Raw genomic sequence first — 22,991 nt, forward strand, 5'->3', positions numbered from 1 at the left:
AATATCTCTATATAGAACTGGCTGCTATAATCTGGAGGAATTCGTATGCGTTTAAAGAAAAAAATAAAATATGTGTTGTATGCCCTTGTTACGGGGGTTCTGATTCTCTTATTTAACTTGTTTTTTCAGGTACCTGACCATCAAACGAGATCGGTAAAAAAATACTTAGAAACGAACGTTGCGTGGAACAATCAGGGCGGAGTCATTACGGATGGCTATAAAATTTACGGCGGCAAAGACGGAGAGCTGTACGTATGGTACACATTTGAAGAATGGAACCGAGAAAAACAGCAAATTGATTCAGGTGCTTCCCTTCCCCTGGTAATCTTACTTGACGAAGAAAACAAAGCTGCAGGTCACAAAAGACCAGCGGACGGAGCTTCTTATGAAGAAAGCGTAAAGGATCTATTCCCTTTTTACGTTCGTGCAAGAATGAATCACGATACTGCTCCCGCCTCTATTCGGCAAATGATTTCCGCCCAGCAGGAAAAACTGCCTCCTGAGGAGGAGGAAAATACGGAAGAATAAATAAATTGGTGGATTTTTATACATGTTTGTTCTCCCATCTTATAGATACTAGAGAAAAATGGTTGTGTCTTGTGCATAATCATTTTTCTTTTTTGTTAAAACGATGGAAATTGAGGCGCATTAATGCCGCTCCCCTCCTGCCACACGAAAACATCTGCTAAATAATGAAATAAACCCTCTCTCTTTACAAGTCTATTAATTAATTAAATTATTAGAATTTTTCAAATAGACTATTGATTTTGTCATCTTCCTGTAATATGCTTTACTTATGAAAACGATTTCACATCATTTATTGGAGGTGTTCCTATAGGAGGGTGAGTACGTGTACACGATTAAAGATGTTGCGTCAAAAGCTGGATTATCACAAGCGACCGTTTCAAGGGTTATCAATAATCATCCCTACGTCAGCGAAGAGAAAAAGCGCGCAGTTCAACAGGCCATGGCTGAACTTGGGTATGTGCCTAATTCATCTGCACAAAGACTCCGAAACCTGAAGACAAAGAAAATTGCTGTTCTTGTATCAAGAATTGTCAACCCATTTTTCAGCCAATTGGTTGATGCAATGGAAAAAAGAGCAGCCATTTCTGGCTTTCAAGTCATTCTTTGCAATACGAGAATTGATAGAGAAAAAGAACTTGAATATTTTCAGCTGCTAAAATCAAAACAAGTAGATGGGATTATCATGGCATCCGTTGAAAATACCTGGGAGGTTATAGAGCCTTTTACCAAGTATGGACCCATTATCTATTGTAATGAATATGATCCTGCAGCGAGGGTTACCAGAGTCCGCCTTGATCAAATTGAAGGCGGTTATATCGGTACAAAGCATCTGCTCGACAAAGGACACCAAAAAATTGCCTACTGTCAGGGGAACGACAGCAGTGTTTCAACCAATCGCCGCATAGGTTTTTTGAAAGCGGTTACAGAAGCTGGAATTACTCCTGAGCCTGCGTGGATGTTTAAAAACATCTTTACAATTGAGGACGGACGAGAGATTTTCAGAAAGCTTCACGCCTTGTCTTGTACACCTACTGCTGTTTTTACAGGCAGTGACGAAGTGGCAGCGGGTATTATTAAAGAAGCCCAGCAGCATTCCTGGAGAGTTCCGGAGGATCTGGCGGTTATAGGCTTTGACGATCAGCCGATTGCTGCATTGCTGGACCCGCAAATTACAACCATTAATCAATTCACTACAGATATTGGGATTACTGCCATGAACGTCATGTTAGAGATAATTCATAACCCGTCAGTTAATAAGCCACAGGACATCCTATTGCCAATACGATTAATAGAAAGACAATCAACATAACCATCAAGGGGGTATTTACATGAAACTTTGGAATAAAAAAATAGCTGGTGTAACCGTTCTGTCTATGAGTTTACTTTTAGCGGCATGCAGCGGGGATGACGATGAAGCAGCAAACGATACACCGGATAATGGATCTGACGGAGATACGGAATCAGGTGAGCAGGTTGAAATCACATACGCAGCCGGAGTTGACGTAACCGGAGCCACTCCAGCAATAATTGAAGCATTTGAAGAGGCGAACCCAAATATTAAAATAAACTTCCGTGAAATGCCTGCTGACACAGGCGCTTCACATGACACGTACGTAACCTCCTTCAGCTCACAGGAAACGGAAATTGATGTGTTTGATGCAGACGTAATTTGGCCGGCAGAATTTGCGCAGGCTCAATATGCTCTTGATCTTGATCGTTTTATTGAGGCAGACGGCATTAACATGGACGACTTCTTCCCTGGTACGGTCGCTTCAGGAAACTTTAACGGCCGCCAGTATGCGATGCCAAAATATACAGATGCCGGGCTGCTATATTACCGCACCGACATTGTTGAAACCCCTCCCGAAACATGGGACGAACTATTTGAGATGGCAGGCGAGCTAAACGGTGAAGGCGGCACGGAATTCGGCTACCTTATGCAGGCAAATCAATATGAGGGCATGATTACAAATGCCATAGAATTTATTGCTGCTTACGGCGGACAAGTAGTAGATGAAAATAATGAAGTCGTAGTAGACAGCCCGGAAACAATTGCAGGAATTACGAAAATGGTTGAGTTCGCTAACGCTGACTTTGTACCAAGCAATATCTTAAGCTTCCAGGAAACAGAAACGAACAATTCATGGGTTGGCGGAGATGCCGTTTTTGCCCGCAACTGGCCTTATATGCAGGCAACTTCAAACGATGAAGAAGCATCTGAAGTAGCCGGAAACGTCGGCTTTGCTGTATTGCCTGCTGGAGATGCCGGTAACGCAGCAACACTCGGCGGCTGGATGAGCATGATCAACCGCTACAGTGAACACCCTAAAGAAGCATGGGAATTTGTAAAATTCATGTCAGGACCTGAAGGACAAAAAATTAGTGCTGTAGAAGGCGGACGTGCCCCTACTTTAGAAGCACTTTACGAAGACCCTGAAGTTCAAGACGCAGCAGCCCTATTCTCAAATGAAGAATTCGTAGCTACTCTTCAAAACGCTGTACCGCGTCCTGTATCACCAATCTACCCGCAGATCACAGACATCATGCAGGTAGAACTATCCAAAGCCCTGACACAAGACATCACACCTGAAGAAGCAGCAGCCAACATGCAAGAAAAAATAGAAGCTGCAATGGCAGAATAAAAGCGGAAGCAGGCGTTTAGGGGCGACAAGCATAAGACGCGGTGGCCAAGCAGACGTGCCCTTTGTCTGCTGGGACAGCGTGACTTATGACCTCGAGCCCCTGCCTGCTGCAGCTGGATAAAATAAAAGCGGAAGGCGCTCGTTCAGCTCCGACAAGCATAAGGCGCGTTGGCCAAGCAGGCATGCCTTTCGCCTGCTGGGACAGCGTGACTTATGACCTCGAGGAGCTAGCGCCTGCAGCTGGATAACACTAAAAGCGGAAACGGGCGTTAAGCTCCGACAGACGTAAGACGCTCCTCCAAACAGGTGCTCTTTACCTGTATGGAGGAGCGGCTTACGATCCGAGGAGCTGCCCGTTGGAGCTAGATACCAATAAAAGCGGAAGCAGGCGTTTAGGGGCGACAAGCATAAGACGACCTGCACAAATAGGCGCCCTTTGCCTATTGGGCAGTGCGGCTTATGACCTCGAGCCACTGCCTGCTGCAGCTAGCTATGAATAAAAGCGGAAGGCGCTCGTTCAGCTCCGACCAAGAAACACACGACAACTTAACAAAGGGGAGGTGAAACTTGTTCACCTCCCCTTTCTATTAAACGAAAAAGCGGGTGATAGATTTGAAATTTCAGTTGAATGAAAAGCAGCTAGGATATGCCATGGTAGCACCTGCCCTTATCCTTGTTATTCTTGTTACTCTGTGGCCGGTTGCCCAATCGTTTTATAATAGTTTATTTGATTACCGTCTTACCGATCCTTCTCGTTCAGAACGATTTACTCAATCAAATATTGACCTTGAAAGATACGCAACTGAATACTTTTATATCTCTCGTGATTTAGAGGATTTATCCGCTCAAGCGCCTGATGAAGAAGCTGCTCAAACTGTCAATGACATTCAGACAGAGATTGAAGCATTTCACAGCGATCTTTTGGCGATGGATGGTTTAGAGGAGCAATATGCAGAAGTGGATGAATTAATCGCTTCTTTTACAGCTATTTCAGACAGAGATTTAAAGTATGCAAGAGTCGATAATGACTGGGCTGAAGAATACAAAGACTTTTTAGCCTCCTCAAATGAAGATCTAGTTGCTTTATCAGAGGATGCTTCTGAAGAAGCATTTTCCAATACTGCCGGAAACGTGGCTGGAACAGTTGATACGATTAACAGTGCGGTGATCGAATCAAACTTCATTGGGTTTAGCAATTACAGCCGCTATCTTCAAGACTCCCGCATGTGGCAGTCCCTGCTAAACACCTTTATTTTTACCATAGCGTCTGTTTCAGTAGAGCTGGTTCTTGGTTTAGCCATTGCCTTGCTGATTAACCGAGTATTTATTGGGCGGGGTGTTGTCAGAGCCTCTGTCTTGATTCCATGGGCCATCCCAACCGCCGTAGCGGCCATGATGTGGGGCTTTTTGTATGATGGACAAACCGGGATTGTTGCTCACTATTTTGAACAATTCGGTTTAATCAATGACGCATCTGTACTTCTTTCTACCGCAAACGGAGGCATGTTTTCCGTCATTTTTGCAGATGTATGGAAAACGACACCTTACATGGCACTTCTACTGCTTGCCGGCCTTCAAACGATTCCCGGTTCATTATATGAAGCAGCAGAAGTAGATGGTGCAGGAAAATGGCAGCAGTTTTGGAAAGTAACACTGCCTCTATTAAAATCAGCTATCTTAGTTGCATTGCTTTTCCGTACACTTGATGCTTTCCGAGTATTTGATCTAATCTATGTTTTAACAGGAGGCGGACCAGCTAACTCTACTGAGTCCATCTCGATCTATGCTTACATCACCCTCTTCTCTCAGCAAAACTTCGGAGCAGGGTCCGTGTTATCAGTTATTGTCTTCTTATGTGTCGCTTTAATTTCAATTCTGTTTATAAAATTCATCGGGTCTGATCTATTTGAAGGAAGATCTCGATAAGGAGGAATCAAGATGAACAAACGTGCTGGTATAGGATTTTACATTTTTCTCGTCGTGTTTGTATTTTTTGTGATGTTCCCTTTCATCTGGGTTTTCCTCACATCGATCAAACCGCCGGGTGAAATTTTCAACAACTTTAATTGGTTTACAGCAAATCCGTCACTTGACTCATATGAAAATGCGATAAGCAGACGTCCTTTGTTCCGGTACATGTTAAACAGCTTTGTTGTATCCACTTTAACGACGATTATTGCAATTGGATTTGCTTCAATCGCAGCTTATGCATTAACTCGCTTGCCAATTAAATTCAAAGGGCTTATCCTCGGTATTATACTCGCAGCTTCTATGTTTCCGCAGATTGCGATTATTTCACCAATCTATAACTTTGTATCTGACATGGGTCTAAGAAACAGCTACATGGGGCTTGTCATCCCTTATATTACAATCAGCTTGCCGCTCTCGATCTGGATTCTAGCAACATTCTTTAAAAAGATTCCGTGGGAGCTCGAAGAATCTGCTAAACTGGATGGAGCAACACCTTTTCAAACATTTCGCAAAATTATCTTTCCTCTTGCAGCACCAGGCGTCTTTACGACTGGCATACTGGTCTTCATCGCTGCCTGGAACGAATATTTGTTTGCGCTTACGATCAATACCGCGGACAGCTGGCGGACGGTTCCCGTTGGAATCTCTTTCTATCAGAGCCAATTTACCATTCCTTGGGGAGATATTTCAGCTGCCACTGTTATTGTGACCATTCCTATTGTTATACTGGTATTGATTTTCCAAAGAAGAATTGTAGCTGGACTTACTTCCGGCTCAGTTAAAGAATAAAAGGAGTGTAAAAAATGAATGTAACGGTTTGGAACGAGTATCGTCATGAAAAAAATAATGAAGAAGTAACAAAAATTTATCCTGATGGGATTCATCAAGTACTTGCTTCTGCACTTACTGAACATGGATATGACGTGAAAACGGCAACATTAGATGAGCCTGAACACGGTTTAACAGAAGAAGTATTAAATAATACAGATGTTCTCCTCTGGTGGGGCCACGTGGCTCACGATGAAGTGGATGATGCGATTGTTGAAAAAGTTCAAAAAAGAGTTTGGGAAGGAATGGGACTTGTGGTCCTCCACTCCGCTCATTTCTCAAAGATTTTCAAAACCTTGATGGGCACAGGCTGCGATCTTAAATGGCGTGAAGCTCAGGAAAAAGAACGTCTTTGGGTTGTAGATCCGAGCCATCCGATTGCAGAAGGCATCGGCGAATATATTGAACTCGAAGAAGAAGAAATGTACGGTGAGCATTTTGATATTCCTGCTCCTGATGAGCTGGTGTTCCTAAGCTGGTTTGAGGGTGGAGAAGTATTCCGAAGCGGCGCAACGTTCAAACGCGGAAACGGCAAAATCTTCTACTTCCGTCCAGGACATGAAACACACCCTACTTATTACAACAAACAAATACAAAAAGTTATCGCGAACGGCGTGAAATGGGCTGCTCCTACTACGCGTGAATATCCTGTTTACGGGAATGCTAAGCCATTAGAAAAGCTCGAAGGCTACAAGGAGGACTAAGAATGACCAAGTTAAAAATTGGAGTTGTTGGCGCAGGAAGCATTGCCAAGAAACGGCATCTTCTGGAATATGCTGACAATGACCAGGTAGAAGTTGTCGCGATCTGCGATATTAATGAAAAACGCGCAAAAGAAATGGCAGAGAAGTTTGGTATTTCAAAGGTGTACACAAATTATCACGAGTTATTAAAAGAAGAACTCGATGCTGTCAGCGTCTGTACACCAAACTATTTGCACGCACCTGTTTCTGTTGCTGCACTAAAAGCAGGAAAGCATGTTCTTTGCGAAAAGCCAATGGCGACGAGTCAGGAAGAAGCAGAACAAATGATTGCTGTAGCTGAAAAAAGCGGAAAAATGCTTATGATCGGCCACAATCAGCGTTTCGTTGAATCTCATAAGCAGGCCAGAGAATGGATTGCTGAAGGAAAGCTTGGAAAAATATTCAGTTTTAGAACTGCATTTGGCCACCCCGGCCCTGAAGCATGGAGTGCGGACGGCGCTTCTAGCTGGTTCTTTAAAAAGGAAGAAGCATTTATTGGGGCAATGGGTGACCTTGGCGTTCACAAAACAGATCTCATTCGCTATATTTTAGGTGAAGAAATGACGGAAGTAGCCGCAATGGTTGAAACCAGCTCAAAAAAAGCGGATGTGGATGACAATGCCGTGCTTTTATTAAAAACAGAAAGCGGGATCATCGGCACACTAGCAGCAAGCTGGTCCTACAAGGGAAAAGAAGATAACTCCACCGTTATTTACGCAGAAAACGGAGTTCTTCGCCTGGAAGATGATGAGACTTATTCGGTTGTATTCCATAAACACGATGGAACGAAAGAACAGCTCAGCCTTGGTCAGATTCAATCGAATGAAGAGGATGCTCAGGTTTCTACCGGCGTAATCGATCATTTTGTTGAATCAATCCTAACCGGTAATGCCCCATTGGTTACAGGATATGAGGGCATGAAATCGCTGCAGGTCATTTTAGCTGCTATTCAATCCAATGAAACAAAACAAATCGTAAAACTATAGGTGATAAGATGGAAAAATTACGAATGGGCTTTATTGGGGCTGGAGGAATTGCCGTTTCACGGCACCTTCCCGCCTTTCAATTGTTAAACGACCATGTTGAAATCACGGCAGTCTGTGATGTAAACGAAGAAAGAGCGCAAACGGTTGCCAACGATCATTCCATATCTTTTTACACGACAAAGTATGAAGAAGTTTTTCAGCATGTTGACGCAGTAACCATTTGCACCCCAAATAAGTTTCACGCTGAAATCTCTATTGCCGCCCTTAATGCAGGGGTTCACGTGCTATGTGAAAAGCCTATGGCTCTCACTTCTCAGGAATGTGAGGAAATGATTGAAGCATCTAAAAAGGCAGATAAGATATTGATGATCGCTTACCATTACCGGTACTCGAAAGAAGCCCGGGCAGCTAAGCGCTTTATTGATGAAGGTGAAATCGGACGCCCTCTTGTTTCTCGTGCTCAAGCTATTCGCCGACGCAAAGTTCCCGGCTGGGGTGTTTTTACAAACAAAGAACTGCAAGGCGGCGGAAGCCTGATTGATTTCGGCTGTCATTTCCTTGACTTAGCCCTTCATTTAATGGAATTTCCAGAAATTGCAGAAGTATCAGGGGCTACATACAATGAACTCAGCAGACAAGCAGATATCGTCAACCAATGGGGTACCTTTGATCCTTCAACATTTGAAGTCGACGATCACGCAACGGCGTTTATTAAATTTAAAGACGGAGCTACCCTTCTTTTTGAAACATCCTGGGCAGCAAACCTGGCAGACGATCAGGAAACCGTCAGTGTATCCGGTACAAACGGCGGACTTGATGTATACCCGTTAAAGCTGTATCAATCAAAATACGGAATGCTTCTTGACCAAAGTGCTTATTGGATTTCCGATGACGAAAACCCAGGCATTCCGCAAGCGGCCAACTTTGTTGAGAGCTGCCGAGGACGCCAGACACCACTTGTAAAGCCTGAAGAAGCAATGATGGTATCCAAAATCATTGAAGCCATTTATAAAAGCAGCGAAACAGGAAAAGCGATTTCGTTCAATTAAATCGAAGGAGGAATAAAACATGAAATTAGGTGTATTTACTGTTCTATTTGCTCAAAAATCATTTGAAGACATGCTTGATTACGTAAAAGATTCCGGGCTGGATGCAGTTGAAATTGGAACGGGCGGCTACCCTGGCACGAATCATTGTCCAATTGACGATTTACTGGAAGATGAAGGAAAACGAAATCAGTATTTAGATGCTGTTATTTCCCGTGGACTAACGATCAGTGCATTCAGCTGCCACGGAAATCCTGTAAGTCCTGATCCTGCTTTTGCGAAAGAAAGCGATGAAGCACTACGAAAAAGCATTAAACTTGCTCAGCTTATGGGCGTACCCGTCGTCAATACGTTTTCCGGAACACCTGGTGCAGACGAACAGTCACGCCACCCTAACTGGCCGGTGGCTCCATGGCCAAATGAATACGGCGACGTTTTAGAATGGCAATGGGAACATAAGCTGATTCCATACTGGAGAGAAATTGGCGAAATCGCCAAAGATGCGGATGTTAAAATTGGCCTTGAACTTCATGGCGGTTTCTCTGTCCACACTCCGCACACGATGCTAAAGCTTCGTGAAGCAACAAATGAGTACATTGGAGCAAACCTTGACCCAAGTCACTTATGGTGGCAAGGAATCGACCCAGTGGGCGCCATCAAAATTCTTGGCCGGGAAAATGCCATCCATCATTTCCATGCCAAAGACACCTACATCGACCAAGACAACGTAAACATGTACGGCTTAACCGACATGCAGCCCTACAGCAACATCCAAACACGCGCATGGAACTTCCGCTCAGTCGGCATGGGACACTCTGCAGAAATCTGGGGCAACATCATCAGCGCCCTGCGCACATACGGCTACGACCACGTCGTCAGCATCGAACACGAAGACCCAATCATGAGCATCGAAGAAGGATTCCAACGCGCCGTCACCACCCTAAAATCAGTCAACATCAAAGAACAACCAGCAGAAATGTGGTGGCTATAACTAAAAGCGGAAGGCGCTCGTTCAGCTCCGACAAGCATAAGACGCGGTGGCCTGGCAGGCATGCACTTCGCCTGCTGGGACAGCGTGACTTATGACTCGAGGAGCTAGCGCCTGGAGCTGGATAACACTAAAAGCGGAAACGGGCGTTTAGCTCCGACAGACGTAAGACGATCTGCCAAGCAGGCGCTTTTTGCCTGCATGGCGGAGCGGCTTACGATCCGAGGAGCTGCCCGTTGGAGCTGGATAACACTAAAAGCGCAAGGCGCTCGTCCAGCTCCGACAAGCATAAGACGCGGTGGCCTGGCAGGCATGCACGTCGCCTGCTGGGACAGCGTGACTTATGACTCGAGGAGCTAGCGCCTGGAGCTGGATACCGAAGTAAAAGCGGAAGCAGGCGTTTAGGGGCGACAAGCATAAGACGACACGCACTAATAGGCGCACTTTGCCTATTGGGCAGGGTGGCTTATGACTCGAGCCCCTGCCTGCTGCAGCTAGATACCAATAAAAGCGGAAGGCGCTCGTTCAGCTCCGACAAGCATAAGACGCGGTGGCTTAGCAGGCATGTACTTCGCCTGCTGGGACAGCGTGACTTATGACTCGAGGAGCTAGCGCCTGCAGCTGGATAACACTAAAAGCGGAAGGCGCTCGTTCAGCTCCATCCATAAAGCATCAGGAAAAGCACTGGTAGAGCCATTCTGCCAGTGCTTTTTTCATGTCTATTAGTCTCCGTTATTTATCTATTCATCTAAGCATTTTCTCTTCTTGCTGAACTTATACTCACTCACCATAAATCGAAACCGAGCCGCCATTTACAAAGAATTGCCCCCACCCGTCGCTATTAATTGTGACAGCGTTTGAAGAATTCCCTGTTTTATCTCTCCAGGTTTCGCCTGCATTCCGCTTTCCAACATACATCCACTTATTTCCCCCTGGACCATCAGACAGAATGGTTGCCAGTCCTGATTTAGAACGGTCCGTTACCCCTTCTCTTGTCCAACCGATTACGTCCTGATGATTTAAGTAGTCATGCTGGGTTCCATAGGCCATGTCCTTCCTTGCTTTCAATATCGGAGTTAATTTAGAAGACAAATTTGGTATTTCACGATTACTTGATCCCTTTGTTCCGTAGAAATCACCATAAAACAAATTAGGGTATCCCTGCTCCCTCGTCATAATCATGGCATAGGCAAGCGGTTTGAACCAAGCATCCACTGTTGATTCCAGGGACTGACCCGGCTGTGAATCATGATTGTCTACAATCGTTACAGCTAAAGTCGGGTGCTGCTGAACGACTGACCCATTAAAGATCGTGCGCATATCAAAATTCCCGCCGCTGTTTGCTGCACGCTGAAAATTATAGTGCAGCGGTACATCAAAAACAGAGTGTGAATAGCCTGTTTTTGCTAAGTAATTGTTAATGGCGCCGAGATCATTTTGCCAGTATTCCGCTACTGTGAAAAGCTCCTTGCCTGTTGTTCTCCTGACATCCGCAAGCCATTCCTGAATATAATCATGTTTGATATGTTTTACTGCATCCAAACGGAAGCCATCCAGATTTAAACTTTGTACATACCACTTGCCCCAGTTTTTCAATTCTGCTTTGACCTCTGGGTGATCAAAGTCGACATCTGCATACATGAGGTAATCGTAATTTCCAAACTCGTTTGATACTTCTGTATCCCATGACTTTCCAGAGCCTCTGAATTTATAAATCCTGTTCAAACTTCTGGATTGATCCCAATCTGTCCCATCAAAATGGTACCATCGCCATTTGAAAGCTGAATGCAGATTATTTCTTCCAGCAAAATTAAAGCCTGTCCATGCCGAGATTGTGTACTCTCCTGATGTTTCCTGTGAACGATTATTAGGATTCACTTCCACAGCCTGGACAGACTCCGTAAAATCAGCGCCGCCCTTATGGTTCATCACGACATCACCATAGGTTCCTATGCCTTGATTTTTCAGTGTGTTAATGGCTGTCTGAAGCTGTCCGCGTGTGCCATATTTAGTTCTGACTGTCCCTTTTTGATTAAACTCTCCTAAGTCATATAAATCATATGCTCCGTACCCAACATCGTTTTGCGACGTCCCCTTATAGGCAGGAGGAATCCAAACTGTTGTGACTCCAAGGTTTTTTAGATTTGATGCATCATTCGTAAGTCGATTCCAATGAAGTCCATCATTTGGCAGATACCATTCAAAATATTGCATCATGGTCCCGTTCTGTGGTGTTGCAGCATTGCCAGTCAGCTGGCTGGGAAAAATCGTACATGCAAGTAGTACAGCTATCAGCCATCTGGTCACCCTTTGCCATCCCTTCATCTTTTCATCCCCTTGTTCAATTGTTGCACGCTAATGAAAACGCTTGCACAAGTTGATTATCTAACATACTTTTCCAAAAAGAAAGCAGTCAATTTAAAAAGGCTATTTGGACCTACTGATTTTAGAATATACTAGTCTAATAGATTGGTTTTACTATTTTTTCAGAAAAAAATCCGGCTCTCTTTATCTCAAGAAGAGCCGGGTGAAGTGAGTTATGAGAGTGCCTCCAAAAGAAAATCTGCTAAATGTACTGCTTCTACTTTACCTGCTAATCCGCTCCGCTCAATACCCACCTTCATCTGCAGCAGGCAGCCGGGATTTGCCGTCACGATAACACCGGGATTGGTCGTTATGGCTTTTTCCATTTTGTCATCAACTATTTTTAGGGACATGTCCGGCTGAACGATGGTATAAATACCGGCTGAACCACAGCACCCTGAAGCATCTGGCATTTCGCGATACTCCACTCCCTCAACCTGCCTGAGCAGCTGTCTTGGTTCATGGAAAACATTCATGCCATTTCGCAGGTGACAGGAATCCTGATACGTAACCACGGTTGAGGGATAGACTAAATTTACTTTGTCCTCTAATCCCTTTTCAATTAAAACTGTGGAAAAATCACGCACGCGAGAAGCAAAGTAATGAGCTCGAGTCTGCCAGCCACCCCTATCTTTTAATAAATGGTCATAGCCGGCCAAATAAGCTCCGCAGCCCCCTGCATTTAAAACAATATAATCCGCTTCCATAGATTCGAAGGCTGAGATATTCCGTTTTGCCATTTCGATTGCTTGATCTTTCTCCCCTGCATGCCCGTGAAGCGCTCCGCAGCAGCCCTGATCGCTCGGAATATGGACTTCACAGCCTGCCATTTGAAGAAGTTTGATTGTTGCCCGGTTGGTTTCATTAAACATCGTGTCCATCAGGCATCCAGCAAAAAATGCGACCGTTGCTGTTTTGTTACCGACTGCTTCAAAAACTTTCTGCTCGTATTGGCGCTTTTTCTCTTTTTGAACAGGTGGGAGAACTCGTTCCATTTCCTGCATTCCTTTTGGAAACAGCTTTAAAAACCCGACCTTTCGCACACCTTTTTGCAATCCGGATCGCTGATAAAAGCCAACAAGGTTAACGACCCGGTTCATTTGCTTATTTTTAGGAAACAGCTCGTGAAAGACCGTGTGACGTACTGCTTTTTGCGTTGCGGAATAAGCGGTATGCTCCTGCAAAATTGCCCGTGATTCTTCAAGTAAATGACCATATTGCACGCCTGCTGGGCAGACAGGTTCGCAAGCTCTGCAGCCAAGGCAAACATCAAGGGAGTTTCGCATTTCTTCGTCTGCTTCGATCATCCCGTCACGCACCGCCTTCATCATAGCAATCCTTCCTCTTGGGGAATGAATTTCCTGCTCTCCGGATTGAATATAAGTCGGGCAGCTCGGCAGACAAAATCCGCAGCGCATGCAGTTCATTAATTCGTTTTCATCCACGCGCTCGACAAAAGCTTTTTTGATTTCCTGCATCACAGTCACGATTTCACCACCAATCGTTTGCGTGTATCTTTTCCAAAAATTTTATTGGGGTTCATTATATTGTTTGAATCAAACGTTTGTTTAACGGCTCTCATTATTTCAATTCCCGCTGAACCAACCTTCCATTCTAAATAAGGAGCCTTCATCTCGCCGACGCCGTGTTCTCCGGTAATGGTCCCCCCAAGTGACACTGCCTTTTCAAAAATAGCTTCAAACGCAAGCTCGACTCTTTCCATTTCTTCCTTGTCTCTTGCATCCGTTAAACAGGTCGGGTGAAGATTGCCATCACCTGCATGACCAAATGTACAAATGGTCAAGTTGAAACGTAGGGCTGTCTCATTAATGGCATGGACCATCTCCGCTACTTTGGATCGGGGGACCGTTGCATCTTCCAATATCGTTGTCGGCTTTAAGCGTGCCAAAGCAGAAAGAGCGGTTCTCCTTGCTGTGCGCAAGTTCTCGGCTTGTAGTGGCGTTTTAGCCGCTTCAACTGAAATTGCTCCTCTTTCCTGGCAGATGACTTGCATCTTTTTCATATCTTTTGAGACCGCTGCTTCTTCGCCGTCCTGTTCAATTAACAGCACAGCTTCCGCGTTTAAAGGAAGCCCTACCTTAGCAAAATTTTCGACTGCTTTAATCGTCGGTTTATCCATGAATTCGAGCGTAGCGGGAATAATATGATGCGCAATGATTGATGAAACGGCTTCTGCTGCACGCTCCATTGAGTCAAATACAGCCAGCATCGTCTGCTTTGATTCCGGAATAGGGATAAGCTTGAGCGTAGCTTCCGTGACAATGCCAAGTGTTCCTTCTGAACCCACCATCAGCTTGGTCAGGTCATAGCCCGCCACATCCTTTGCCAGCTTTCCTCCCGTTTTTATAATGGATCCGTTTGGCAGAACCACTTCAAGACCGAGTACATAATCTTTGGTTACACCATATTTTAAGCCCCGCAGACCGCCTGAATTTTCATTAATATTTCCCCCTATTGTGGAAATTTTCATGGAAGAGGGATCGGGCGGGTAAAACAGCCCCCGCTCCTCCACTGCATCGATCAGGGATTTGGTAATCACACCCGGCTGCACGGTTGCGGTCAGGTTTTCTTCATCGATTTCGAGTATGCTTTTCATGCGGGTAAAAAGCAGTACCAGCCCGCCTGAAGTGGGACAGGTTCCGCCGCATAAATTTGTTCCGGAACCTCTTGGAATAATAGGAACTCTGTTTTCATTGCACATTTTCACAATCGCTGCCACTTCTTCTGTTGAACCCGGAACGGCAATCGCATCCGGCATAGACTGATAGCCAGGCGTCGCATCATACGAATACACTAATCGGGAGGCAGACGAGGACTGGACATGCTCTTTGCCAATCAACTGCTTAAGCTGCTCCAAAATTTCAGGTTTCATGGTTCTCCGCCTTTCATTGAAAGAGCTTTAATTTTATCTAACTGTTTATGAACTGTTTTTTTAATCTACTTTTTTAAATGCTGAACGGCTTCATGTGTGTCCACAATTCTCTCAAACACCTCTTGACCCCGTTTTGAGCATAGACCAATGTATAGAGCATCAATAACGGCCATTTGAGCAATCCGCGCTGTCATCGTTCCAATGCGCAAGTTGTGTTCTTCCTCCGACATCGTCAAAACAAGATCAGCGAGCCTGCGTGCAGGGGATGCACCGTTTTGAGTCAGTAAAATGCATGTAACACCGCGTTTTTTAGCGATGGTCAATAGATCCACTACCTCTTTTGTTTTCCCTGATGTTGAAACGACAAAGACTACATCTTTATTTGTGGCATTGGCGGTCATGGTCATTTGCAAATGGCTGTCATCAGACCTGAAGACATTGACATTGATTCGCAGCAGCTTTTGAGTAAAATCCCTCACTACGACAGACGATCCCCCTACTCCATAAGCAAAAATCCGCTCTGCCTGATCCAATTGATCAATTGCCTTTGATACTGATTTTACTGAAAGCATTTTTTCTGTATTTTGAAGTGCCTGGATTGTATTAAACATGACCTTTTGAATAATAAGCTTCGGGTCATCTTCAAGCTGAAACGGTGAATCCACGATTTCCGGAATTCCGTCTCCTTTGGTGTGAAGCTCTTTTGCCAATTCAAGCTTCATGACTTTGAAGCTTTGAATGCCGATTCGTTTACAAAACCGCATAACGGCGGCTTCACTGCTTTGACTTGCAGCAGCTAATTCTTTTGTCGTCATTTCCATCACCTGCGCCGGATTTCCTAGCACATAGTTTGCGACCGACTTTTCAGCTTTTGTGAACGATTCAAGGTTTCGTTCAATTTGTTTTAACACCGAAAAAATTGACATCTCTTCCTCCTGTGTGAACCAACTGCGTTCATCCCGTAGTACCTATCATTATATAGAGGAAAAGGAACTTTCTCCATTTCCCGGGTTATCACCAACAGGGATCAGCTTAAACTCCTGGCCGGGGCCAATAAACGGGATTAGCGGGATATCTTTGGCTATGATCTGACCAGCTGTATTTACCCCTTCATGACTTGGCAATGAGGTTCTCGCGATTTGCAGTTCGCCCTGATAGCGGCCGTAGTGTTCATTATCGATCGTAATGGCCCCGATCGTTCGTTCATTCGGCTGATCAGCTTTAATCCTGTCATTTTGGATCTGGAAAAAAGGTCTGGCACCTTCAGAACGGATCACGTCTCTCGCAGGGTCAAACCGATTTCTATGCTCAAGTGCAAGAAGACGTTGAGATAGAACATCATTCGTATATGGCTTGTAGCGCAGGCGAATCACACCTTGCTGATACGCTGTCAGTTGCTCAAACGTTTGTGTGCTAATTTCCGGATCTCCTATGAGAATTTCATCTACTGGATGCTGATGCTTTAAAGATAAATAGGCGGCAAAAGAAGACATTCTCCTATGTTTTTCAAGAGTGGGCAACCCTTTGTGAAGAGGGCCTCTCAAGCGTTTATCCCCCGGAATAAAGGCGGCTGTTTTGAAGCCGTTTTGCTTAAACCACTGATTCTGCTGATCAAACCAAGTTGAACACAGTCCCGTTTCTGGACGAGGGTAATAATTATGCCATACCTCTGATTGTTCTTTGTTGAGTCCCAGTGCTGTAAGCTCGTCCATCCAAATCTGCGTGATCGTACTGGCATTTAACGCTACAGTCATCACATTTGAGATCGCTGCAATCGTTTGAGAATCGATGCCGTAATCTACCCGTATCCCCTCTACACCCCAGTCTTTTAAAACCCCAGCCTCTTTCCACGTTAAACCAAGGGCCTCCATGGAATGACCGGACATATCAACATATAGTCTCATCCCTCTTTCCTGCACTTGATCGGCCAGGGTTTTTAACGCATTCTTATATAACGCCGCGTCATCTTCGGGAATATGCAGAGACGTGAAGATTGTTTTTCCTCCTGCTTTTTGAATAAGATCCAGATACGTTTGCTGTTCCCTTTCCGTTTGCTGTCCGAGAAAAACAGATGCGCCAATCATGTTCACTCCTCCTTTTGATAAAACATTTTCAAGCCTAACAATGAACGGGCAAGAGTCTCCTCTTACCCGCACCAGTTTTAAAAAAGTTTAGTTATCCAAATTGTCAGCCATCGATTCTTTAAATCCAAATAGATAGGTAAAGATGAAACCAAACGTATAGGCAATAACCAGACCTAAGAAATAAAGCAGAAATTTATTATCGTCAATTAAAGGAATTAAAGATAAACCAGACACTCCAATGCCGCGGGCTGCCGTATCCATTAGAGCTTGAAATGCTCCTCCGACAGCTGCTCCCATGCAGGCTGTGATGAATGGACGCCCCAGAGGAAGAGTGACCCCGTATAACAATGGCTCACCAATTCCTAAAAACCCTACAGGTAAAGCACCTTTAATCGTCGTTCGAAGTCTAGTATTTTTCGTTTTCACAAAAACAGCGATGGCAGCACCAACCTGCCCGGCTCCTCCCATTGCGAGAATGGTTAAAATCGGCGTGATTCCGATGCTATTGATAAATTCCATGTGAATCGGTGTAAGACCATGATGCAGTCCCACCATTACAAGCGGCAGGAAGAACCCTGCTAAAACAGCTCCTGCGACGACGCCTCCAATATCAAGGATGAAATTAATTCCATCTGTAATGCCTACCGAGAGCCATCCTCCTACCGGCTGGATGACTAACAGCGTTGTAAAACCAACGACAAGGACAGCAATTAGCGGTGTTAAAATAATATCGATTGAATTTGGTACAAATCTTCTAGCAAATCTTTCGACAACCGCCATAAACCATGCCGCTAAAATGACGGCGATCAGTCCACCCCGTCCAGGCACCAGTTCTTCACCAAAGAGGGTGATAGTGGCTAAAGCTGGGTTGATAATAATAATCCCTGCAATTGCACCAAGAGCTGGTGTTCCGCCAAATTCCTTCGCTGTATTCCAACCGACTAAAATGCCTAAGAATGCAAAGACTCCTCCGCCTAATAAAAGCAAAATGGCGATGATCGTATTAGTCGGATCAACTCCTGCGTTAACCGCAAAGTTAGCACCTCCATTAATAATCCCGGAGGCAACTAGGGCAGGAATCAGCGGGATGAAAATATTCCCGATTCTTCTTAGTCCATTTTTTATCGGCGTACTGTTTTTCTTTTTTAATGCCGCCTGCCGATCCTTTGCTGTTAAACCTGGATCTGCTGAAACCTCTCCAACTTTTAAGCCGGTTTCTTTGCTGATTTCATCGGCTACTTTATTTACCGTTCCTGGCCCTACGACTATTTGAAGCGTATCATCTTCAACTACGCCCATGACCCCTGGAACCTGTTTAAGTTCTTTTATATTAACAAGTGATTCATCCTTCATATTTAACCTGATTCTCGTCATACAGTGGTTAAGCTGAATGATATTATCTCTTCCCCCGACTTTCTCCATGATCGAATGTGCAAGCTGCTGTTCCTTCTTCACCCAAAGTCCCCCTTTTTATCAACTCAATTTAATCGCTTTACGAACAAATCCTTCTGCTTCTTTTAAACGCCGTGCCGCTTCTTCAACTGTTACTTCTGCAAGAATCATCACAATGGCTGTTTTGACATTCTGATGAGATTTCCCATAGAAGGCAGCGGCTGTTTCTTCGTCCACCCCTGTGGCCTGTACAATCATATTTTTGGCTCTGTGTTCTAATTTCCTGTTTGTTGCTTTCACATCCACCATCAGGTTTTGATAGACTTTGCCAAGACCGATCATCACAGATGTCGAAATCATATTCAGCACCAGCTTTTGAGCCGTCCCTGCTTTAAGTCTAGTAGAACCCGTTAAAATTTCAGGCCCGGTTTGAATTTCTATTGGGATACCAGCTTTTTGACTAATCTCAGCGTTCGTATTACACGAAATACTGGCTGTAGCTGCTCCTTTAGAAGAAGCATAGACAAGCCCGGCTTTTACATATGGCGTTCGTCCGCTTGCCGCAATGCCAATCACTACATCCTTGTCTGAAAGATCAATCGCGTCAAGATCTTTTGCCGCAAGTGTTTCTGAATCCTCGGCTCCTTCAACCGCTTCAAGCAGCGCCTCTTCTCCTCCTGCAATAATGCCAACCACAAGAGAGGAATCCACCCCGAAAGTCGGCGGACATTCCGCTGCATCAAGAACCCCTAAACGTCCGCTGGTCCCTGCACCCAAATAAATCATTCTTCCTCCAGCTTTTATTTGTTCAATTGTTTTTAAAACCAGTTGTTCAATGGAAGGAATGACTTCTTTTACAGCTTCCGGAACGGTTTTGTCTTCTTCATTCATCGCACGTAAAATGTCATGGATACTCATGGCATCTAATTGTTCGGTCTGCTTGTTTCTCTGTTCAGTAGATAATTTATTTAATTTCATCTCAATCTCACCTTCTAATTGTTTGAATTATGTATCAGTATGCGCTTACAGAAACAAAAAATCAATATAAATTTAAAATAAAATGAAATTTAATTTCAAAAACTATTTGTATTCTTCTTCAGTACCCGCTACACTACAACTATCGAATAAGAGAAACAGGAGGCGAAGCAATGTCTCAATCCACGATCATTAAGAATGTTGAAATTTTTCAGGGTGAGGGCCGTTCTTTCCGGGGTGATATTGGGATCACAGATGGAAAAATCCAAGCTGTTGCATCCCACATAGAGGATCAGGAAGCAAAGGTAATCGATTGTTTGGAGCAAGCATGGACTGCTATCCCCGGCTTTATTGATCTTCATCTTCACGGAGCAGTTGGTTTTGATTTCATGGACGCTGAGCAAAAAGCAATTGAGTCCATTTCAAAAGCGCTTCCAAAAGAAGGAACGACCAGTTATTTAGGAACGACCATGACCCAGTCCCCTTCGGCCATTTCAAAAGCGCTTATTTCAGCACGTCAATATATGAACACCCCTAATATGTACGGCCAGGCTGAGATGCTCGGTATTCATTTAGAAGGACCTTTTATCGCTTCATCAAAAGCAGGAGCTCAGCCGTCCGAGTGGATAACGGCTCCTGATATCAGGCAATTTGACCAGTGGCAAAAAGAAAGCGGGCATTCCATACGGGTAACGACAGTGGCACCTGAGACGCCACATGGACAAGCGTTTATTGAGCATGTAACCGGGCAGGGAACGGTTGCTTCAATCGGGCATTCTGACGCGACTTTCGAGGATGTGCGGGAGGCTGTGCAAAACGGAGCCCGGCATGTAACTCATCTCTATAACCAGATGAGCCCCCTCCACCATAGAAAACCAGGTGTCGTTGGGGCAGCCTTGCTGCTTGATAATCTATCAGTCGAACTAATCGTCGATTTTATTCATACTGCACCCGAAGCGATTGAGTTGGCATACCGGCAGAAAGGCCCTGAAAAAACCATTTTGATTACAGATTCGATGAGAGCAAAGGGGCTTCAGGATGGTAAGTACGATTTAGGCGGACAAGAGGTTTTTGTGAAAGAAAAGGAAGCACGTTTAGTGGACGGTACGCTTGCTGGAAGCATTTTGACGATGCAGGATGCGGTGTTGAATATGAAGAAACTTACCAATCTAACTATCGGGGAACTAGCGGCCATTACTTCTCAAAATGCCGCGAAACAAATTGGGGTATGGGATCGAAAAGGCAGTATTGAAATCGGCAAGGATGCTGATATCGTGCTAATTAATGAACAGTATGAGGTTATGATCACTCTCTGCCGCGGGGAGGTTTGTTTCCAAAAGGAGGAATCGCTTTGAATCTGATCGTTGTCAACCACTATGAAGAATTAAGTCAAAAAGCAGCTGAGATAATTGAACAGCTGATACAGTCTCATCCTGCCTCCATTTTGGGCCTCGCAACAGGAAGTACGCCGATTGGACTTTATCAGGAGCTGATCAAGCGATATCAGCAAGGGGCAATTTCTTTTGAGAAAGTCCGGACCATTAATCTCGATGAATATATCGGCCTTGCAGAAGATCACCCTCAAAGCTATCATGCTTTCATGAAAAAGCATTTATTTGATGAAATTGCGATTCCAAAGGAGCAGACGCATCTGCCAAATGGCAATGCATCGTTTCTGGATGAAGAGTGTCTGCGATACGAAAGATTAATTGAAAAGATTGGTCCTGCTGATGTGCAGCTTCTTGGGATTGGATCAAATGGTCATATCGGTTTTAACGAACCGGGAAGCTCCTTTTCTAGCGAAACACATGTCATCAAATTAGCCCAGTCCACCAGAGAAGCGAATGCCCGTTTCTTTCATTCGGTTGATGAGGTTCCCTCCCATGCTATAACGATGGGTATTGCTTCGATCTTAAAAAGCAAGAAAATACTTCTTCTCGCATCCGGCCCTTCAAAGACAGCAGCTTTAAGGAGATTGCTGCAACAAAAAAAGGAAGAAGCTTTTCCGGCATCCGTGCTATGCAGCCATCCTCATGTTACCTTGATTGCTGACCGGGAAGCATGGGCAGATCTGCCTCAACCTGAAACTATTTAAAACAAAAAACAGCTCAATGCACAGCAATTCCTGCATTGAGCTGTTTTATTTAATCAAACATTCATCCTATTCTTTTTAATCGGCTTTGACGCAGCAGTTGATTAATGACCTCTGACAGCACAATGCCCATTGCAATTGAGCCGGATACCATAAAGGCTTTAGCTGCCAAAGAAACGGCCATATTATAGTCATTTGTCACAAAATACCGCATCGAATCGTACGCCATCCCCCCTGGTACAAGAGGGATGATTCCCGCAACGATATAAATAATAACCGGCGCTTTATACATCTTTGCGTAGACCTGACTCACTACTGCAATTAAAAAAGCAGCTGCAACGGTTGCAGGAACGATGTCAATTCCCTCGGTACTCAGGATAAAATAAACGATCCACCCAAGCATCCCGACAAAGCCGCATTTGATTAATGATTCTTTTGGGGCATTAAAAATCACCGCAAATGCCGCAGCCGCAATAAAACTCGTAATAAGCTGGACAACAATGGTCATGTGCCTTCTTCCTTTCTATCAGGCTAATAAAGCCAGTGTTGATCGCTGGACACTTCTTACGGGAGGAACCTTAACCTACACCCCTCACCAAAAGCCGTTTTGACAGCTCTTTTATAAAAAAGTCACCACTACAGCAATACCCGACCCAATTGCAAAAGCGGTTAAAAATGCTTCTGCCCCTTTTGCTAAACCGGATATGAGATGACCTGCAATTAAGTCGCGAACAGCATTCGTAATAAGAAGACCCGGCACGAGCGGCATAACCGATCCAATAATGATTTTATCCGGCTGCAGCCCAAAACCAAGTTGAACAAAAAGCAATGCCAGGACACCGATGATAAGAGAAGCCATGAACTCTGCGAAAAATTTAATCGAGATCAGTTCTTGAAAATATCCAACGCTCGCAAAGCCAATGCCGCCTGCAATCACCGCAGGAAGGAAATCGACCCAGCCACCTTGAAACATCATTAAAAAACAGCCGCTGGAAATGGAGGCAGCCGCAATTCTTGTTTTAAGTGAATACGTTTCATCTGATGCATAAATTCTTTTTAAAATGCGGTAAGCCTGCGGAACATCCAGTTCTCCTTTCGCAATTCTCCTCGATGTGCTATTAACCAGCATGACCTTTTTTAAATCGGTTGTCCGATTGGAAATCCTCATGAGCTTTGTTTTTGTCGGTTCATCTGTTTCAATTGAAAACATGATGCCAGTCGGTGTCACATAGCTATGAGATTCCTTTATGCCATAGGAGGCTGCTATCCGCATCATTGTGTCTTCAACCCGATAGGTTTCCGCTCCGCTTTCAAGCATAATTTTACCAGCCAGTAAGCTGACGTCCATGATGTCATATTGCTCTTCTAAGTATTGTTCAATGTCCAATTCGTGGTCCATTTGATCGCTCCGAACGTTATATTTGCCCATCACAAGTGCGAGCGCATGAATTTGGTTTAA

The 22,991-nt window shown here is 44.5% G+C and carries 20 protein-coding genes; 11 read left to right on the top strand and 9 right to left on the bottom strand.

Annotated features, from left to right (window positions below; all coding sequences use genetic code 11):
• Positions 1 to 45: 45 nt before the first annotated feature.
• From KR50_RS00770 to KR50_RS00810, 9 genes are all read left to right on the top strand, one after another.
• Positions 46 to 528, top strand: a complete 483-nt coding sequence (locus KR50_RS00770) for a hypothetical protein (RefSeq protein ID WP_041053634.1) — start codon at positions 46 to 48, stop codon at positions 526 to 528.
• Between the two features lie 322 nt (positions 529 to 850).
• Complete coding sequence (locus KR50_RS00775) at positions 851 to 1,837, top strand: LacI family DNA-binding transcriptional regulator (RefSeq protein ID WP_041053635.1); 987 nt, start codon at positions 851 to 853, stop codon at positions 1,835 to 1,837.
• Positions 1,838 to 1,856: 19 nt separating this feature from the next.
• On the top strand, positions 1,857 to 3,170 hold the full coding sequence (locus tag KR50_RS00780; protein ID WP_041053638.1) for an ABC transporter substrate-binding protein: 1,314 nt from the start codon (positions 1,857 to 1,859) through the stop codon (positions 3,168 to 3,170).
• Positions 3,171 to 3,821: 651 nt separating this feature from the next.
• Positions 3,822 to 5,096: a carbohydrate ABC transporter permease gene (locus tag KR50_RS00785; protein ID WP_052476706.1), complete on the top strand. Its 1,275-nt coding sequence runs from the start codon at positions 3,822 to 3,824 to the stop codon at positions 5,094 to 5,096.
• 12 nt (positions 5,097 to 5,108) lie between these two features.
• Positions 5,109 to 5,930, top strand: a complete 822-nt coding sequence (locus tag KR50_RS00790; RefSeq protein ID WP_041053642.1) for a carbohydrate ABC transporter permease — start codon at positions 5,109 to 5,111, stop codon at positions 5,928 to 5,930.
• 14 nt (positions 5,931 to 5,944) lie between these two features.
• Positions 5,945 to 6,673 carry a ThuA domain-containing protein gene (locus KR50_RS00795; RefSeq protein WP_041053645.1) on the top strand — a complete coding sequence of 243 codons (729 nt, stop codon included), beginning with the start codon at positions 5,945 to 5,947 and terminating at the stop codon, positions 6,671 to 6,673.
• Between the two features lie 2 nt (positions 6,674 to 6,675).
• A complete protein-coding gene (locus KR50_RS00800) occupies positions 6,676 to 7,698 on the top strand; it encodes a Gfo/Idh/MocA family protein (protein ID WP_041053647.1) in 1,023 nt (340 codons plus the stop codon).
• Positions 7,699 to 7,706: 8 nt separating this feature from the next.
• Complete coding sequence (locus KR50_RS00805) at positions 7,707 to 8,747, top strand: Gfo/Idh/MocA family protein (protein WP_041053649.1); 1,041 nt, start codon at positions 7,707 to 7,709, stop codon at positions 8,745 to 8,747.
• A 19-nt stretch (positions 8,748 to 8,766) separates the two neighbouring features.
• Positions 8,767 to 9,735, top strand: a complete 969-nt coding sequence (locus KR50_RS00810; RefSeq protein WP_041053651.1) for a sugar phosphate isomerase/epimerase family protein — start codon at positions 8,767 to 8,769, stop codon at positions 9,733 to 9,735.
• Between the two features lie 777 nt (positions 9,736 to 10,512).
• On the opposite strand, the gene amyS is transcribed toward KR50_RS00810, so the two are convergent.
• The 7 genes from amyS to murQ all read right to left on the bottom strand — a co-directional run bounded on the left by amyS (position 10,513) and on the right by murQ (position 19,443).
• Positions 10,513 to 12,057, bottom strand: coding sequence for an alpha-amylase (gene amyS / locus KR50_RS00820; RefSeq protein ID WP_052476631.1), 1,545 nt, complete (start codon positions 12,055 to 12,057; stop codon positions 10,513 to 10,515).
• A gap of 212 nt (positions 12,058 to 12,269) precedes the next feature.
• Entirely contained in the window at positions 12,270 to 13,574 is a 1,305-nt protein-coding gene (locus KR50_RS00825) for a (Fe-S)-binding protein (protein WP_041054423.1), read from the bottom strand.
• 5 nt (positions 13,575 to 13,579) lie between these two features.
• Positions 13,580 to 14,989 (bottom strand): glycolate oxidase subunit GlcD, encoded by a 1,410-nt coding sequence (gene glcD / locus KR50_RS00830; RefSeq protein WP_041053654.1) that lies wholly within the window; start codon positions 14,987 to 14,989, stop codon positions 13,580 to 13,582.
• Positions 14,990 to 15,054: 65 nt separating this feature from the next.
• Positions 15,055 to 15,915: a MurR/RpiR family transcriptional regulator gene (locus KR50_RS00835; RefSeq protein ID WP_041053656.1), complete on the bottom strand. Its 861-nt coding sequence runs from the start codon at positions 15,913 to 15,915 to the stop codon at positions 15,055 to 15,057.
• A gap of 48 nt (positions 15,916 to 15,963) precedes the next feature.
• The gene (locus KR50_RS00840) at positions 15,964 to 17,073 is read right to left on the bottom strand and encodes a DUF871 domain-containing protein (protein WP_052476634.1); all 1,110 of its coding nucleotides are present in this window, start codon (positions 17,071 to 17,073) and stop codon (positions 15,964 to 15,966) included.
• Positions 17,074 to 17,160: 87 nt separating this feature from the next.
• Positions 17,161 to 18,528 (bottom strand): PTS transporter subunit EIIC, encoded by a 1,368-nt coding sequence (locus tag KR50_RS00845; protein WP_041053658.1) that lies wholly within the window; start codon positions 18,526 to 18,528, stop codon positions 17,161 to 17,163.
• Positions 18,529 to 18,546: 18 nt separating this feature from the next.
• Entirely contained in the window at positions 18,547 to 19,443 is an 897-nt protein-coding gene (gene murQ, locus KR50_RS00850) for an N-acetylmuramic acid 6-phosphate etherase (protein WP_041053659.1), read from the bottom strand.
• A gap of 170 nt (positions 19,444 to 19,613) precedes the next feature.
• Here murQ and nagA point away from each other — a divergent pair, with 170 nt between their 5' ends.
• On the top strand, positions 19,614 to 20,795 hold the full coding sequence (nagA, locus tag KR50_RS00855; protein ID WP_041053660.1) for an N-acetylglucosamine-6-phosphate deacetylase: 1,182 nt from the start codon (positions 19,614 to 19,616) through the stop codon (positions 20,793 to 20,795).
• On the top strand, positions 20,786 to 21,535 hold the full coding sequence (gene nagB, locus KR50_RS00860; RefSeq protein WP_041054426.1) for a glucosamine-6-phosphate deaminase: 750 nt from the start codon (positions 20,786 to 20,788) through the stop codon (positions 21,533 to 21,535). Before nagA ends, nagB begins: the two co-directional genes overlap by 10 nt.
• 61 nt (positions 21,536 to 21,596) lie before the next feature.
• Here the strand turns inward: nagB and KR50_RS00865 are convergent, their stop codons facing one another.
• Together KR50_RS00865 and KR50_RS00870 are read right to left on the bottom strand one after the other, a co-directional pair.
• On the bottom strand, positions 21,597 to 22,040 hold the full coding sequence (locus tag KR50_RS00865) for a threonine/serine exporter family protein (protein ID WP_041053661.1): 444 nt from the start codon (positions 22,038 to 22,040) through the stop codon (positions 21,597 to 21,599).
• A gap of 111 nt (positions 22,041 to 22,151) precedes the next feature.
• Positions 22,152 to 22,931: a threonine/serine exporter family protein gene (locus KR50_RS00870; RefSeq protein ID WP_052476636.1), complete on the bottom strand. Its 780-nt coding sequence runs from the start codon at positions 22,929 to 22,931 to the stop codon at positions 22,152 to 22,154.
• Positions 22,932 to 22,991 lie beyond the last annotated feature (60 nt).

Origin of the sequence: Jeotgalibacillus campisalis, assembly GCF_000829515.1 — a bacterium.
In the GTDB taxonomy this organism is placed as follows: Bacteria; Bacillota; Bacilli; order Bacillales; family Jeotgalibacillaceae; genus Jeotgalibacillus; species Jeotgalibacillus campisalis.